This is a genomic window from Aeromonas taiwanensis (assembly GCF_000820165.1).
In the GTDB taxonomy this organism is placed as follows: Bacteria; Pseudomonadota; Gammaproteobacteria; order Enterobacterales; family Aeromonadaceae; genus Aeromonas; species Aeromonas taiwanensis.
The window spans coordinates 43,256-58,812 of sequence record NZ_CDDD01000047.1 but is presented as its reverse complement, the minus strand read 5'-3'; the positions used below and the strand labels follow the sequence as shown (position 1 = coordinate 58,812).

The window sequence follows — 15,557 nt, the reverse complement described above, 5'->3', positions numbered from 1 at the left end:
CATCTACGGGGGCGGCATCCTCTCCTCCATCGGCGAGACCGCGTATGCGCTCTCCGGCAAACCCGTGCTGCAGCCCTTCGATCTGCTGGAGATCCTGCGCACCCCCTATCGCATCGACATCATGCAGCCGGTCTATTTCGTGCTGCAGGATCTCGACACCCTTTACCGTCTGTCGCCGCAGGCCATCATGGAGGCCGTGGCCCAGGCCCGTCGCCTCGGCCTGCGTCCGCCCCGTTTTGCCCCCGTTTCCGGCAAGCAGGCGAGTTAACCCGTTTTCATGTCCCCCCTGTTTCAATGAAAGGAGTCCCGAATGTCCGAACTGGCGAATCAACGATGCGAGGCGTGCCGCGCCGATGCCCCCAAGGTGAGCGAGCAGGAGCTTGGCGAGTTGATGCACCTCATCCCCGACTGGCAGCCTCTGGTGGTCAACGGTGAGCTGCAGCTCAGGCGTGAATTTGTGTTTCGCAACTTCAAGGAGGCGCTGGCCTTCACCAACCGCCTCGGCGAGCTGGCGGAGGCGGAGTTCCACCATCCGGCGATCCTGACGGAGTGGGGCAAGGTGACCGTGAGCTGGTGGACCCACAAGATAGGCGGGCTGCACCGCAACGACTTCATCATGGCGGCGCGCACGGACGAGTTGCTGAAGTAATCGCCGCAAAAACACGGCACAAGATGGGCCCGCCCGGTGAAAACGGGGTGGGCCCGCATTTTTATGGGGGAGCGCTCGCACTGGCGGGATCGAGTCTGTATTATCCGGTCATTCAGAATGTTAGCTAGGAAGTGTGTGCCGAATGCGTCTTGAAGTCAGCTGTGAAGACCGCCTGGGCCTGACCCGGGAACTGCTCGATCGACTGGTGGAGCACAACATCGATCTGCGCGGCATCGAAATCGATACCTCAGGCATCATCTATCTCAATTTCCCCGAGCTGGAGTTCCGGGATTTCCAGCACCTGATGCCGGAAATTCGCCGTATTCCCGGCGTCTACGATGTCAAGACCATCCCCTACATGCCCTCCGAGCGGGAGCACCACGAGATAGAGGCCCTGCTCAAGGCGCTGCCCGACCTGGTCTTCTCCCTCGACAGCAAGGGGCGGGTGACCCAGGCCAACCAGGCCGCCCTCACCACGCTCGCGCTGCCGCCGGAAGAGGTGCGTGGCGTGGCGCTCGGCTCCCTGGTCAAGGGGTTCTCCTTCGCCCGCTGGCTGGAGGCGAGCGAGATCAAGCCCCAGACCTGCAAGCTCAGCCTCGGCGGCGAGGAGTACCTCGGCGATCTGATGCCGCTGTTCGTGGCCGAGGAGAAGGGCAGGCAGGCCCTGGCTGGCGCCGTGGTGGTGCTCAAGTCCGCCCGCCGGGTCGGCATGCACTTCAGCGCTCTGCACGCGGTGGAGGTGGGGGGCTTTGAACACCTGCAGGCCGAGAGCCAGAAGATGAAGGAGGTGCTGGCCCAGGCGGCGAAGCTCGCGATGCAGGATGCGCCGCTGCTCATCGTCGGCGAGACCGGCACCGGCAAGGAGCTGCTGGCCCGCGCCTGCCACGGCGCCAGCCTGCGCTCCAGCCACCCCTTCATGGCCCTCAACTGCGCGGCCATGCCGGACAACGTGGCGGAGAGCGAGTTGTTCGGCTATGCCCCCGGCGCCTTTGGCAACAACACCGAGGGCAAGCGCGGGGTGCTGGAGCTGGCGAGCGGCGGCACCCTGATGCTGGACGAGATCGGCGACATGTCCCCTCATCTGCAGACCAAGTTCCTGCGGGTGCTGCAGGACGGGGTCTTTCGCCGGGTCGGCGACGAGCAGGAGGTGAGGGTTAACGTGCGCTTCATCTGCACCACCCAGAAGCAGTTGCTGGATCTGGTGCACGAGGGCAAGTTCCGGGAAGACCTCTACTATCGCCTCAACGTGCTCAGCCTGGCGCTGCCGCCACTGCGCGAGCGCAAGGCGGACATCATGGCCCTGGCCCAGCAGTTCGTCGCCCGCTTCGCCAGCGAGTTGCAGCGCCCCAAGCCGCGCTTTACCCGCAACATGGCCGAGTACCTCACCGCCTACCGCTGGCCGGGCAATGTGCGCCAGCTGCGCAACTGCCTCTACCGGGCCATGACGCTGCTGGAAGGGGACGAGCTCGGCCCCGAGCACGTGGATCTGCCGGTGGCGGCCGATGCCATGCCCCTTATCGACGAGTGGTTCGAAGGGGGGCTCGACGAGGCGGTGAAGCGCTTCGAGAGCCGCCTGCTGGAGCGCCTCTATCCGGCCTTCCCCTCCACCCGCCAGCTGGCCAAGCGGCTCGGCGTCTCCCATACCGCCATCGCCAACAAGCTGCGCGAGTACGGGATTGGCAAGAAGTAGCGGCTGAGCTGCCCGTGGCGTGCGCTGACGCGCACCCCGGGCGGCACTGCGACACCCCGTGACGCACCCTGCGTGCGGGCGGATGGGGCAACCCCTTCGGGCTGATAAGCTCGGTACGACTCCCTTCAGGCAATCCCTTCATGGGCGTCGGCCCACCCCATTGTCGACGTAAACATAAGTGCGGACATCATGCAGTTGTTGTCTTTCATCCGGATTTTTGTGTGGCTGTTGCCACTGGGCTGCACGCTGGTGCTGGCCAATGCGGCCGTGGCGGCGACCTCGGCCGAGCTTCGCAGCGAGCTAGTGCGCCAGACCGTGCTCGACATCCTCAGCTACACCCGCTGGCCCAAGGAGCCTGCAACGCTTCGGCTCTGCATCGCAGCCCCGACGGAATATGCCGGCGCCCTCTTTGCCATCGTGCGGCAGGCCAACGGTCGCCCGGTGGAGGTGCATCGCTACGGGCTCGACGAGGAGGCGCTGGTCCGGCGCTGCGATGTGATCTATCTGGGGGTGCTGGCCCCGGAGCAGCGTCTCCCCCTGTTCGAGCGACTGCAGGGGCACGCCATCCTCAGCATCAGCGAACAGAGCAGGGAGTGCATCGCCGACGCTGTCTTCTGCCTTCAGCCGGACACGGATCGGGTCCGCTTTCGGGTCAACCTGGATGCGCTCGCCCGCAGCGGCGTGCGGGTGCACCCGGCCGTGCTGAAGCTCGCCAAGGCTGACGAGGGCGCACGATGACGACTGCACCCGCAAGCCCCAGGCTCACCCTGCGACAGAGCCTGGGCCGCACCCACATGATGATCTCCCTGACCGCCGTCTGCATGGCGGGCCTGTTCCTGACCATCACGGCGCTGCTGGCGCTGCGCCTCTATGCGGATCACAACCTCGAGCTGGTGGCCCGCGCCATCAGCTACACCTCAGAGGCCGCCGTGGTGTTCGATGACGAGGAGGCGGCGAAAGATGCCCTGGAGACCATCACCTCCCGGGAGGATATCGCGAGCGCCAGCATAGTGCTGCCAGACGGCCAGGTGCTGGCAAGCTGGCGCCGCGCCATCACCACCCCCTGGACCACCCTGGAGCAGCATCTGGCCCGCCTGATCCTGCCGGGGCCGGTGGAAGTGGCCATGGTGCGGGAGAGCCGGGAGATAGCCCGGGTGCACCTGGTGGGGCACGGACAATATCTGCTGCGCTTCCTGCTGCAGACCCTGCTGGCGACCCTGGTGTGCCTGTTGCTCAGCATCCTCGGGGCTCTCCACGTGGCGCGCCGCATGCAGCGCTCCATCACGGCGCCCCTCAAGGCCCTGGCCGAGGTCGCCTACAGTGTCAGTCGCCAGCGCGCCCTCAAGCAGCGGGTGCCGGCGGCCAACATCGCCGAGCTACACGCGCTCGGGGAGGACTTCAACACCCTGCTCGACGAGCTGGAGGCCTGGCAAGCCCACCAGAAGCGGGAAAATGCCAGCCTGCTGCACCGGGCCACCCACGACGCCCTCACCGGCCTGCCCAACCGGGCTCTGTTCGAGGCGCGGCTGGGGCAGGCCATCCAGGGGGATCAGGAGCGCTTCGCCCTGCTCTACCTCGACTGTGATCGCTTCAAGCAGATCAACGACACCCTGGGCCACGGGGTAGGCGACGAGGTGTTGATCGCTCTGGCGCGGCGGGTGCAGCACCAGCTCAGACCGCTGGATCTGGTGTGCCGCCTCGGGGGCGACGAGTTTGTCATCCTGCTCGCCCCGATCCGGGACGAGCACGAGGTGCACGAGGTGATGACGCGGATCCAGCAGGGGATGAGCACCCCTGTGGTATTGAGCGACGGCCGCCACCTCGGGGTGGGCATCAGCATCGGCGCCGCCCTCTACCCCGAGCAGGGGGAGACGGCGGAGGCCCTGTTGCAGTTCGCCGACGACGCCATGTATCAAGCCAAACGACAACGTAAGGAGGAAGAAGCACACAGGAGAACCACGTGAAGTTGAACCGGACATAGTGAAAGGACCATAACAATGATCATTTTGAAGGCGCTAAAAATCGGGCTTGTTGCGCTGCTGCTGGGAGTGCTGGCCGGGTGTCAGAGTGCGCCCCAGGGGCTCACGGCGGAGCAGATCGCCACCCTCAGGGAGCAGGGATTTCAGCTGACCGATGAGGGCTGGACCCTGGATATCTCCAACAAGGTGCTGTTTGCCAACAATGTCGGGGCCCTCACTCCCCAGACCCGCCTGGTGGTGGAGCGTCTTGGCAAGACCCTCATCGGCGTCGGTCTGAACCGGGCCAGGGTGGACGGCCACACCGACTCCAACGGGGAGGCGAGCTACAACGAGCAGCTCTCGCTCAAACGGGCCCGCTCCGTGGCCGATGTCCTGATGTCGGTGGGCATGCCACCTGCGAACCTGGACATCCGCGGCCGGGGTGAAGCGGCGCCCATCGCCGACAACGGCACCGCCGCCGGACGAGCGGAGAATCGCCGGGTCGCCATCGTCATCGACAACGGCTGAGCCATTTTGTCCCTGCGTCGGCATGACGAGGCTGTCTCTGATGTCCGACTGCGTGTGTGATACCACTCTCCTGCCGGGGAGTGGCTCTCCTCCTCCAGCATTTTCCTTCCCTTTCTTCTATTCATCCCACTGCTTCCGCACCCGCCCGAGGGCGTTGAACCTCCTCCGCTCCTGAGGATCCTGGCTGAGCACCCAGGTCCCGAACTTGATCCAGCACAAGGGTTTCTTTGTTGATATTGGTTATCATTTGCATTATTTGCAGATGGTAGCCACAGCGATGACCCCCCTGTTTACCCCGACCATGACGGGTCTTGCGACCCCGGATCCCCTCGCATTCGCCTTCACCGCCAAGACCTCAGCCCACGCCAGCCGCGGCGGTGCCGGGCCCCTGATGCTCGACGAGGCGGGCTGGCAGGCCTGGTGGCAGCAGCCGAGCGAGGCCGAGGCGCGGGCGCTCTACATCCACATCCCGTTTTGCCGCAAGCGCTGCAGCTTCTGCAACTTCTTCGAAAATGGCGCCAATCCGGCGCGCATGAGCCGCTATATGGCGGCCCTCTGCGAGCAGCTGACCAGGGCGGCCAAGACACCCTTGGTACAGAGCCAGCCCTTCTCCGCCGTCTATGTGGGCGGGGGCACGCCCACCGACATGGCGGCGGACGATCTGGCTCTGCTGGCCAATGCCATTGGCCGCTTCCCCCTGACTTCGGATGTGGAGCTGACCCTGGAGGGGCGCCTCAACGGTTTCGATGACGCCAAGTGGGAGACCGCGCTGGCGGGGGGCTTCAACCGCTTCTCGTTCGGGGTGCAGAGCTTTGATACCCGCGTGCGCCAGCAGGCGGCCCGCTTCGATGACAGGGAAACCCTGCTGGCCCGGCTGGAGGCGTTGACCCGCCACGACGAGGCCGTCATCGTGGCGGATCTCATCTTCGGTCTGCCCGGCCAGGACGACTTCGTGTGGCGCCAGGACGTTGCGGACGTGATGGCGAGCGGCGTGCACGGGGTGGATCTCTACCAGCTCATCGCCATGGCGGGCACCAACCTGGCCCGCGCCGGGGAGAAGGGGCAGTCCGGCTGGGCCGCCGATGGCCCGCAGCGGGCCGCCATGTATGCCCAGGGCGCCCAAACGCTGGAGGCGGGAGGCTGGCAGCGCCTCTCCTGCAGCCACTGGCGGCGCACCCCCGCCGAGCGCAGCCGCTACAACCAGATGGCGAAGTGCGGCGCCGAGATCCTCCCCTTCGGGGCGGGGGCGGGGGGCAACATTCACGGCCACGGCCTGATGCAGGGGCGGGATCTGGCCGCCTGGCACGAGGCGCTGGCCGAAGGGAAGCGCCCCCCCGGCATGGTGATGAGGCCGAACCCCGATGGGCGCATGGACGGTCTGCTGCGGGGAGGCCTGGACGCGGGCTGGCTGGATCTGACGTGCCTGCCTGCGCCGCTACGGGCCCATCTGCTGCCGCTGTTCGAGCGCTGGCAGGCGCACGGGCTGGCAGAGCTCGGTCAGGAGCGCCTTGAGCTCACCCTGGCGGGGCGCTTCTGGAACGTCAATCTGCAAGCTGGCTTGTTCGAATATCTGCAGTCAAACCCATTGGGAGGAGAGGCGGCGACCCCCGCCGTTCATCCGGGCGGGACTCTGCATCGTTCGCGGGGGTAGCTGGCAGGGGCCAGACGAGGAGGGAAAGAAAGGGGGGCCGCTTGACGGCCCCCCTTTCGTTACTGGTTGTGCACCTCTTCCACGCGCACCCGCAGCTGGCCCTCGGCCAGGGTGGTGACCAGGGGCTGGCCGACGTTCACCTGAGCGGCGCGGCTGATCACCTCGCCGGTCGGGGTGCGTACGATGGCGTAGCCGCGTCCCAGGGTGGCCAGCGGGCTGACTCCGTCGAGGCGTGCGCTCAGCATGGCGAGGCGGTGCCCGGCCACATCCTGGCGCCGGGCGATCAGGGCGTGGAGCCGCTCCTCCGCGAGCTGATGGCGGCGCTTGCCGGCGGCCAGCAGTTTCTCGGGGCTTTTGGCCTGCAGGCGCAGCTCAAGGTTGGCCAGGCGTCGCTCCCCCTGATGCAGGCGGCTTGCCAGCAGTTGCTGCAGGCGGGCGGACAGCTCGTCGAGGCGCTGGGACTGCTGCTCCAGACGGCGTTTGGGATCCTGGTGGTCGAGCCGCTTTTGCAGCAGGGCGAAGCCGTGGCGGGCGGCGGTCTGGTGACGGCTCATGGCCTGGGTGAGCCGCTGGTGCAGGTGCACGAGGCGCTGGGCGCGGGCACTCCTGTCCGGCGCCACCAGCTCGGCGGCGGCGGAGGGGGTGGGGGCGCGCAAGTCGGCGGCAAAGTCGCTGATGGTGACGTCCACCTCGTGACCCACGGCGCTCACCACGGGGATGGCGGAGTCGTGGATGGCCCGGGCCACCGCCTCCTCGTTGAAGCACCAGAGATCTTCGAGCGATCCGCCGCCGCGCCCGACGATGAGCACATCCACCTCGGCGCGCCGGTTGGCAAGCATGATCGCCGAGACGATCTGGGCGGTGGCGGCGCTGCCCTGTACCTGGGTCGGGTAGATGAAGACGGGCAAGTCCGGGGCGCGGCGGCGCAAGACGGTCAGCATGTCGTGCAGGGCGGCACCGGTGGCCGAGGTGACGAGGCCCACGGCGCGGGGCTCGCGGGGCAGGGGACGCTTGGCTCCCTCGTCGAACAGCCCCTCGGCCCCGAGGCGGCGCTTGAGCTCCTCGAAACGCAGGGCCAGCATGCCGTCCCCGGCGGGTTGCATCGACTCGATGATGAGCTGGTAGTCGCCCCGGGGCTCATAGAGGGAGACTCGCGCCTGCACCAGCACCTGCATGCCGTCCTGGGGGCGGAACGGCACCCGGCGGTTGTTGCCCTTGAACATGGCGCAGCGCACCTGGGCCGACATGTCCTTCAAGGAGAAGTACCAGTGGCCCGAGCTTGGCATCGCGAGGTTCGAGAGCTCCCCGGTCAGCCACACCAGCCCCAGATCCTGCTCCAGGATCATGCGCACGGCGCTGTTGAGGCGGGTGACGGTAAAGATCTGCTGCTTGTTCTGGCTGGATTGGTTGAGCTGATTCAAGGCTGGCCCTGCTGTGGTGTCCGCCGGGGCGGGAGAAACGATGGGGGCCATCTTACCCCAGTTGTGCCCATCTGCCGAGCCATGGGGCCCGACAGATGAGGCTTTGCCCTACGCCTGCGCCCTGGCCGGCTTGGCGTGGCTGGTCACCAGCCAGACCGCGAGGCAGACCACGGCGCCGCCGAGCACGAAGCCGCCGGTGAGGGTTTCGCCAAGCACCAGATAGCCCCAGAGGATGCCGAACGGCGGGATGAGGAAGGTGACCGTGAGGGAGCGCAGGGGCCCGATGTCGGCGATCAGCCTGAAATAGAGCAGATAGGCGAAGGCGGTGCAGAGGAGCCCGACCGCCAGCACGCTGGCCCAGACCCCAGGCTGGGCCCAGTCGACGGCGGGCCCGCTCGTCAGGCTGTAGCCGAAGAAGGGGAGCAGGAAGAGGACGGCCCCGATCTGGCTGCCGAAGGCCACCAGCTTGGCGTCCAGTCCGCCCCGCTCGGTGATCCAGCGCCTCGTCAGGAAGCCGGCGCAGCCGTAGCAGGCGGTGGCGATGAGGCAGGCCAGCACCCCGATGGCGAGCTGACCGCTCAGGTCGACCTCCCCCGTGGTGGTGATGAGCCCGATGCCCACCAGCCCCAGCATGACCCCGGCCCACTTGCGCAAGGTCAGCGCCTCGTGAAAGAAGGAGAAGCCAATGAGGGCCCCCATCAGCGGCGTGGTGGCGTTGAGGATGGCCGAGTAGCCGGCGGGCAGCCAGAGGGCCGCCACGGCGTACATCAGGAAAGGCACGCCGGAGTTGATGATGCCGAGCACCATGATGGCTTTCAGCTTGCCGTGAAACTGCATGGGGGTGCGCAGCAGCAGGAGCATGGTGGCGAGCCCGATGAGGGCGAAGAAGACCCGCAGGAAGGTGGTGTTGATGGAGCCGAAGGCCGGCGCCGCGATGCGCATGAACAGGAAGCTGGCGCCCCAGATGGCGGCGAGCGCCAGCAGCCTCCCATAATCCGATGGTCTCATCGTCTCTCCTTGAATGAACCGCCCGGTGCCCGGGATGGCAAGGGCGGCCCTGCATCATGGCGGCAAGCGCTCCCGATGGCAACGGCGCCGTGCAGAGCGCTGATCCTACCCCCCGATACGACCGCCACGGGCGGCGTCTCTCTATCCTTTGACGTTCGACCCCATGCCCAGAAATGAAAGCGCTATCAATCACATACAGCTTATTTCCTGGTCGATGGCGGTCACATTTCGCATCTTAATGGCCACGAATCGACCACGGCGACTTCTAGACTGGTCGGGCTCATCTGAAGGTGGGACGTCGCGGATGGGGGAATGCCGGGGCACACCGGCATCACACACAACACAATGAAAAACAAAGGACTATCAATGGCTAGATGGATACTCGTGGCCGGATTGTTGGGGACCCTGATCACGCCGCCCGGGATGGCGGCGGAGTGGTTCTTCCGGGGCACCGCGAATGGATGGGCGGCGACCGCCATGGCGTCGACCGACGGCGTCAATTTTGAAACCTGCCAGCGCTTCGTGAGCGGCGACGCCAGTGGCGGACCGCGCTTCAAGATAGACAGGTACGGCAACTGGCAGCAGAGCTACCCGGCGGCCGACTATGTGGTCAATGCCAACACGGCGTACCAGATCCGCATCAACGCCACGACCCAGGCGCTGAGTGCGACGGCGGTCGCCAGTTGCGAGGCCTCGGGATTTGTCAGCACGCTGCCGCAGCTCAATGTGCGCGGCACCTTCAACGGCTGGGCCAGCCTCCCCATGACCCTGGTCGGGGATCACCTGTGGCAGGCCGAGGCCTACATGGATGGCGTGGCCAACCAGCGCCTGAAGTTTGATCAGGCTGGCGACTGGGTCGTCAACTTCGGGGACAGCAACGGCGATGGCGTGCTGGAGCAAAGTGGCGGCGACATCTTGTGGAGCGGAACCGGCACGGTGCGCATCCAGGTCAACGACCAGACCCAGGCCTACAGCATCGTGCCGCTTGGGGATGACAACCAGCCGCCGCTCGCGGTCATCACCCCGGGGGGCACGGTGAACGTGGCCCAGGGCGCGGCGCTCACCCTGAGCGGCAGTGACTCCACGGATCCCGACGGCCAGATCGTCGGCTACCTGTGGAGCAGCGGCGAGAGCACGGAGAGCATGGTCGTCAACACGGCGCAGACCGGCACCTTCACCTATGGCCTCACGGTCACCGACGATCAGGGCGCCAAGGGCAGCAGCAGCGTGAGCGTGGTGGTGGCCGCCGGGCAGACCGGCGACAGCTGGTACTTCCGCGGTACCCCCAACAACTGGGGTCTCACCCCCATGACAACCGAGGATGGCACCACCTTCTGCACCGATCAGGCGTTTGGCAGCAGCAACCCCCGCTTCAAGATTGACCACAAGGGGGACTGGACCGAGGCCTATCCGGCCCAGGATTACCTGGTCAGCGCCAACACCCGCTATCGCATCTGCTTTGACAGCCAGCGCAAGGTCGTTGAACTCGAGACCCTGGCGGGGGCAGATGTGCAGGCCCCCACGGTGACGGCTACCCCGGCGCCGGGGAGCTATCTGGATGCCCAGTCCGTGGTGCTCGGGGTGAGCGACGATCAGGACGCCGCCCCCGCCGTGCATTTCACCACGGACGGCAGCCAGCCTACCACGGCGTCGGCCCGCTATGCAGGCCAGCCCCTGCTGGCGAACGACAAGGGCAGCGGCACCGATCTGGTGATCCGCACCCTGGCGGTGGACGAGAGCGGCAACCAGCGGGAGCAGCGCTTCGAGTACGTCATCGGCGAACAGGGGGTGGCGAGCGGCGATTTTCGCGCCGAGAGCATCTATTTCCTGCTGACCACCCGCTTCTATGACGGCGATGCCGGCAACAACTACTACAACCGGGATCGCTACAAGGCCGGGGATCCCCAGTGGCGCGGCGACTTCAAGGGCTTGATCGCAAAGCTCGACTACATCAAGGATCTCGGCTTCACCGCCATCTGGGTGACGCCGCCGGTGGAGAACCGCTCCGGCCTCGACTACCACGGCTACCACGCCTACGACTTCTACCGGGTCGATCCCCGTCTGGAGTCGCCGGGGGCGGGCTACCGGGAGTTCATCCAGGCGGCCCACGCCAAGGGGATCAAGGTGATCCAGGACGTGGTGATCAACCACTCCAGCCAGTACGGCCTGCGCGGCAAGACCTGGATCGATCGCCTGCCCATCAAGTACTACGTGCCTGCGGGCTCGAGCCAGGGGCTCATCAACAACGGCCCCTATCAAGGCAACCTTGGGGACTACGCCAGCGCGAACCGCTGTGACGACGACAACCCGGCGGCTCCCGACTGGTACAAGGCCCGCTGCCAGTCCGATCCGGCGGGCACCCAGCCCCTGGTGGACCCCAAGACAGGCGCCACCGTGCCGAGTGCAGGCTACAACCCCAACCGCTTCTTCGGCATCGACGCCCAGACCCTGGATCCCGCCTGGTATCACCTGGACGGCTTCATGTCCGGCGGGGACTGGGAGAGTCCGCTCGCCCTGCAGCGCAAGCACATGGCGGGGGATTGCATCGATCTCGCCACCGGCAACCAGAACGTCAAGGACTACCTCAACGGCGCCATCCACCAGTACCTCGACATGGGGGTGGATGCGATTCGCATCGATACCTTGAAGCACATCGAGCGCGACGAGCTGCTGACCTATGTCCACGACTGGCAGGCCCACAAGCCGGGGCTGTTCGTGTTTGGAGAAAACCTGGTCAAGGGCACCGGCTGGGGCTCGGAGCTGGCCAATGACAACGCCTCGGCGGTGATCCGTCCCTGGTGGTATACCCGCACCACGGCGAACCCGGCGGATCCCCGTGCAGGGGGCGATTCCGGCCTCTCGGTGCTGGACTTCTCCCTCTTCTCCACCTTCCGTGACAACGTGACCCGGGGGAACTTTGGCGGGGTAGGGGGGATCTTCGCCATGGACTGGGTCTACGGGGATGCCACCAAGCTCATCACCTTCTTCCAGAATCACGACGTGGGGCCGGACAACGACTTCAAGTACCGCTACGGCGGGGAAGAGGGCAATGCGGCCATGACCTACAACCTGCTCTGGACGGCGCGGGGCATTCCGACCCTCTACTACGGGGAGGAGGTGATGTTCCAGGCCGGCAAGCCCCAGGACATCGACGGGGCCACCATGACGGTGGATCAGACCGGCCGCGCCTACTACGGGGACGTGCTGGACAACCCGGCGACCCCGAGCCACCCGCTCTATCAGCACATCAAGCGCCTGAACCAGATCCGCAAGGCGGTGCCCGCCCTGCAAAAGGCGCCCATGAGCCAGGTGAACGAGTGGGGCAGCGGCATCAGCTTCGTGCGTGATCTCAGCGCCGAAGGCAGCTACGCCGCCGTGGGCCTCGCGGCCAACGCGGCCCAGCAGATAAGCCTGAGCGGCCTGAAGAACGGCACCTACACGGACGCCGTGACCGGCGCGAGCCAGAGCGTCAGCAACGGCAGTCTGAGCTTCGCGGTGCCCGCCTACTCGGCCCGCGTCTGGGTGCTGAACGGCCCGGGCAAGGTGGGGGCTGACGGCAAATACCTCAAGTGAGAGAAGCCTGTCACAGCGTGCAACGAGTCGGCCTTCGGGCCGACTTTTTTATGGGGCGGATATGGGACGCGAATGGATGGCGGAGCAAGTGGCATGGATCGATGGCGTCGAGGTGCGAGGCAGGACAAGGAAGGGGAGTCTGCGTACAGACAGCGTCAGCGAGGACAGCGTGCGAGCCTGAATTGCTCTATGTTGGTGCATTCGCACTTATATGGTGCACCATCTGGTTGTTGCTCTCTGGATCCCGCCCCGAAGAAACACGCCGTATCGCCCCCATGGCCCCCGTATCATGTGCACCATTCATGCTATCAAGTGGCGCCTCATCAGCATTATCTACCGGATAAACGGTTTTATTAGGTGTGACCGAGGCATGTTATTGGCATATCAGGGTAAACATGCTGATTCGGCAGGGTTGCCGATCCCAGAGATGGTACGATCAACCTGTTTTCAGCGTTCATCGTGGAATTTAAATTCGATTTTTGATGCGATCCCGGACTCTTGTGTTGATTGGCGCTCTTTTTGCTGTGTCTGGTGATGCCCGTCATGGGGGGCAGCCCCGGGCTGCGGGCAGCAAGGTCTGGGGCAGGGGCGTCATGGCAAACGCGCCGCCGCCATTATCGATAAACCGCCCTTGCTTGCAGGCAACGGATGCCACTATCAACCCTGGTTAAGGAGTCATATGGAAGGTGAAATGGTCATGTCGCCCCCCGCACACAAGGGGCTGGCCCATACCCTCAAGGACGATGTCTACGGCATGGTGCTCGGCGTCATGTTTATCGCCGTGGGGCTTAACTTGCTCAAGTGCTCGGGGATGATCACCGGCGGCATCGCGGGCATCGCCCTGTTGCTCGCCCATGTCAGCAGCCTGCCTATCGGTGTGCTGTTCTTCCTGGTCAACCTGCCCTTTTTGCTGTTTTGCTACGTCACCATGGGGCGGGCCTTCATGGTCAAGACGCTGATCGTCAACGTCGCCCTCTCGGCGGCGACCCAGGCGGTGCCGCTGCTGTTGACGGTAAGCTATGTCCACCCCCTGTTCTCGGCCCTGGTGGGGGGGACCTTCCTCGGCATGGGGGTGCTCTCTCTGGCGCGCCACAATGCCTCCGTGGGGGGCACGGGGGTGGTGACGCTCTGGTTGCAGAAGCGCAGCGGCATCAACGCAGGAAAGAGCCAGATGGTGCTTGATGTGCTGGTGTTTGCGCTCTCCCTGCTCACCCTGCCGCTCTCTTTGCTGCTCTGGTCCACCTTAAGCGCACTCGCCATGAACGCCATGCTGATGAACTGGCACAAGCCGGGTCGCTATCAGGGAAGCTGAGGGGAAGGGGTTGTTAAAAAATGCTGCCGTGACGGGTTCGGGGCAGAAATGACCCCAAGGGCAAAAAAGATCATCTTGTCGGGAAAAACGGCATGGTTACGGCTGAATTTATTGGTTTTTTGCCCAGTTGGTGGCGTTAAATCGGGCTACGCCATAAAAAATTCAAAAAACTTCTTTACCACTGCCCAATGCATGAGTAAAATTTGTCGGCAATATTTTACACCCCCACTTCCACAACGGTGAGATATTGCCATGCTCAGGATTGCCAAAGAAGCGCTGACCTTCGACGATGTACTGTTGGTTCCAGCCCACTCCACTGTTCTCCCCAATACCGCCGACCTGCGTACCAAGCTCACGTCTGCGATCACGCTGAATATCCCGATGATCTCCGCTGCCATGGACACAGTGACCGAAGCCCGTCTGGCTATCGCACTGGCCCAGGAAGGCGGCATCGGCTTCATTCACAAGAACATGTCCATCGAGCAGCAGGCTGCCGAAGTGCGCAAGGTCAAGAAGTACGAGAGCGGCGTGGTCAGCGACCCCGTTACCGTGCGCCCTGACATGACCATCGCCCAGATCAAGGAGCTGAGCCACAAGAACGGTTTCGCCGGTTACCCCGTGGTGACTGACGGCAACCAGCTGGTGGGCATCATCACCGGCCGTGACGTGCGCTTCGTCATCGATCTCTCCCAGACCGTCGAACAGATCATGACCCAGAAAGATCGTCTGGTGACCGTGCGTGAAGGGGCCCCTCGCGAAGAGGTGGTGGCCCTGATGCAAAAGCACCGCATCGAGAAGGTGCTGGTGGTCAACGGCGACTTCAAGCTCAAGGGCATGATCACCGTGAAAGATTTCCAGAAAGCCGAGCGCAAGCCCAACGCCTGTAAAGACGAGCGTGGCCGTCTGCGTGTCGGTGCCGCCGTCGGTGCCGGTGCCGGCAACGAAGAGCGCGTCGCCGCCCTGGTGGAAGCCGGTGTGGACGTGCTGCTGATTGACTCCTCCCACGGCCACTCCCAGGGCGTGCTGGATCGCATCAAGGCGACCCGTGAAGCCTATCCTGACCTGCAAATCATCGGCGGCAACGTCGCCACCGCCGCCGGTGCCAAGGCGCTGGTGGAAGCGGGTGTCAACGCCGTCAAGGTCGGTATCGGCCCGGGTTCCATCTGTACTACCCGTATCGTGACCGGCGTGGGCGTGCCCCAGATCACCGCCATCTCCGACGCCGTCGACGCCCTGGAAGGCACCGGCGTGCCGGTGATTGCCGATGGCGGCATCCGCTTCTCCGGTGACGTGGCCAAGGCCATCGCCGCGGGTGCCAGCTGCGTCATGGTGGGCTCCATGTTCGCCGGTACCGAAGAGGCGCCGGGCGAGATCGAGCTCTATCAGGGCCGCTCCTTCAAGTCCTACCGCGGCATGGGCTCCCTGGGTGCCATGTCCAAGGGCTCCAGCGACCGCTACTTCCAGACCGACAACGCCGCCGACAAGCTGGTACCGGAAGGGATCGAAGGGCGCGTGCCGTACAAGGGCCGCCTCAAGGAGATCATCCACCAGCAGATGGGCGGCCTGCGCTCCTCCATGGGCCTGACCGGCAGCGCGACCATCGACGACATGCGCACCAAGGCCGAGTTCGTGCGCATCTCGGGCGCCGGGATGAAAGAGTCCCACGTGCACGACGTGACCATTACCAAAGAAGCCCCCAACTACCGGATGGGCTGATGAAACGGGGCTCTGCGCCCCGTTTTTCCACCCTTTTTTTATCCCGTGCTT

The 15,557-nt window shown here is 65.0% G+C and carries 11 protein-coding genes and 1 pseudogene; 10 read left to right on the top strand and 2 right to left on the bottom strand.

The window, feature by feature from the left end:
• The 7 genes and pseudogenes from phhA to hutW form a co-directional block, all read left to right on the top strand.
• Positions 1-268, top strand: a pseudogene (gene phhA, locus BN1136_RS08040) (phenylalanine 4-monooxygenase); the annotation flags it as partial.
• 42 nt (positions 269-310) lie between these two features.
• Positions 311-649 (top strand): 4a-hydroxytetrahydrobiopterin dehydratase, encoded by a 339-nt coding sequence (locus BN1136_RS08035; RefSeq protein WP_043760996.1) that lies wholly within the window; start codon positions 311-313, stop codon positions 647-649.
• 142 nt (positions 650-791) lie between these two features.
• On the top strand, positions 792-2,339 hold the full coding sequence (tyrR, locus tag BN1136_RS08030) for a transcriptional regulator TyrR (protein ID WP_043760995.1): 1,548 nt from the start codon (positions 792-794) through the stop codon (positions 2,337-2,339).
• Between the two features lie 189 nt (positions 2,340-2,528).
• Entirely contained in the window at positions 2,529-3,077 is a 549-nt protein-coding gene (locus BN1136_RS08025) for a regulatory sequestration protein YfiR (protein WP_043760994.1), read from the top strand.
• Positions 3,074-4,303: a diguanylate cyclase DgcN/YfiN gene (locus BN1136_RS08020; RefSeq protein ID WP_043760993.1), complete on the top strand. Its 1,230-nt coding sequence runs from the start codon at positions 3,074-3,076 to the stop codon at positions 4,301-4,303. Before BN1136_RS08025 ends, BN1136_RS08020 begins: the two co-directional genes overlap by 4 nt.
• Before the next feature lie 33 nt (positions 4,304-4,336).
• Positions 4,337-4,825, top strand: coding sequence for an outer membrane lipoprotein YfiB (locus BN1136_RS08015; RefSeq protein ID WP_043760992.1), 489 nt, complete (start codon positions 4,337-4,339; stop codon positions 4,823-4,825).
• Positions 4,826-5,102: 277 nt separating this feature from the next.
• Positions 5,103-6,476, top strand: a complete 1,374-nt coding sequence (gene hutW / locus BN1136_RS08010; protein WP_043760991.1) for a heme anaerobic degradation radical SAM methyltransferase ChuW/HutW — start codon at positions 5,103-5,105, stop codon at positions 6,474-6,476.
• A gap of 59 nt (positions 6,477-6,535) precedes the next feature.
• On the opposite strand, the gene xseA is transcribed toward hutW, so the two are convergent.
• On the bottom strand, positions 6,536-7,897 hold the full coding sequence (gene xseA, locus BN1136_RS08005; protein WP_043760990.1) for an exodeoxyribonuclease VII large subunit: 1,362 nt from the start codon (positions 7,895-7,897) through the stop codon (positions 6,536-6,538).
• Between the two features lie 108 nt (positions 7,898-8,005).
• Complete coding sequence (locus BN1136_RS08000) at positions 8,006-8,905, bottom strand: DMT family transporter (protein ID WP_043760989.1); 900 nt, start codon at positions 8,903-8,905, stop codon at positions 8,006-8,008.
• A gap of 366 nt (positions 8,906-9,271) precedes the next feature.
• Between BN1136_RS08000 and BN1136_RS07995 the strand changes: the two genes are divergently transcribed.
• From BN1136_RS07995 to guaB, 3 genes are all read left to right on the top strand, one after another.
• Entirely contained in the window at positions 9,272-12,478 is a 3,207-nt protein-coding gene (locus tag BN1136_RS07995; RefSeq protein ID WP_231557850.1) for an alpha-amylase family glycosyl hydrolase, read from the top strand.
• A 697-nt stretch (positions 12,479-13,175) separates the two neighbouring features.
• Positions 13,176-13,790: a YitT family protein gene (locus BN1136_RS07990; RefSeq protein ID WP_231557849.1), complete on the top strand. Its 615-nt coding sequence runs from the start codon at positions 13,176-13,178 to the stop codon at positions 13,788-13,790.
• A 252-nt stretch (positions 13,791-14,042) separates the two neighbouring features.
• The gene (gene guaB, locus BN1136_RS07985; RefSeq protein WP_010674549.1) at positions 14,043-15,506 is read left to right on the top strand and encodes an IMP dehydrogenase; all 1,464 of its coding nucleotides are present in this window, start codon (positions 14,043-14,045) and stop codon (positions 15,504-15,506) included.
• Positions 15,507-15,557: the final 51 nt, after the last annotated feature.

What these genes read in the sequence shown, in the direction of transcription:
- BN1136_RS08035 (WP_043760996.1), top strand. Translation starts at nt 311, where the DNA reads ATGTCCGAACTGGCGAATCAACGATGCGAGGCGTGCCGCGCCGATGCC.
- tyrR (WP_043760995.1), top strand. Translation starts at nt 792, where the DNA reads ATGCGTCTTGAAGTCAGCTGTGAAGACCGCCTGGGCCTGACCCGGGAA.
- BN1136_RS08025 (WP_043760994.1), top strand. Translation starts at nt 2,529, where the DNA reads ATGCAGTTGTTGTCTTTCATCCGGATTTTTGTGTGGCTGTTGCCACTG.
- BN1136_RS08020 (WP_043760993.1), top strand. Translation starts at nt 3,074, where the DNA reads ATGACGACTGCACCCGCAAGCCCCAGGCTCACCCTGCGACAGAGCCTG.
- BN1136_RS08015 (WP_043760992.1), top strand. Translation starts at nt 4,337, where the DNA reads ATGATCATTTTGAAGGCGCTAAAAATCGGGCTTGTTGCGCTGCTGCTG.
- hutW (WP_043760991.1), top strand. Translation starts at nt 5,103, where the DNA reads ATGACCCCCCTGTTTACCCCGACCATGACGGGTCTTGCGACCCCGGAT.
- BN1136_RS08000 (WP_043760989.1), bottom strand. Translation starts at nt 8,905, where the DNA reads ATGAGACCATCGGATTATGGGAGGCTGCTGGCGCTCGCCGCCATCTGG.
- BN1136_RS07995 (WP_231557850.1), top strand. Translation starts at nt 9,272, where the DNA reads ATGGCTAGATGGATACTCGTGGCCGGATTGTTGGGGACCCTGATCACG.
- BN1136_RS07990 (WP_231557849.1), top strand. Translation starts at nt 13,176, where the DNA reads ATGTCGCCCCCCGCACACAAGGGGCTGGCCCATACCCTCAAGGACGAT.
- guaB (WP_010674549.1), top strand. Translation starts at nt 14,043, where the DNA reads ATGCTCAGGATTGCCAAAGAAGCGCTGACCTTCGACGATGTACTGTTG.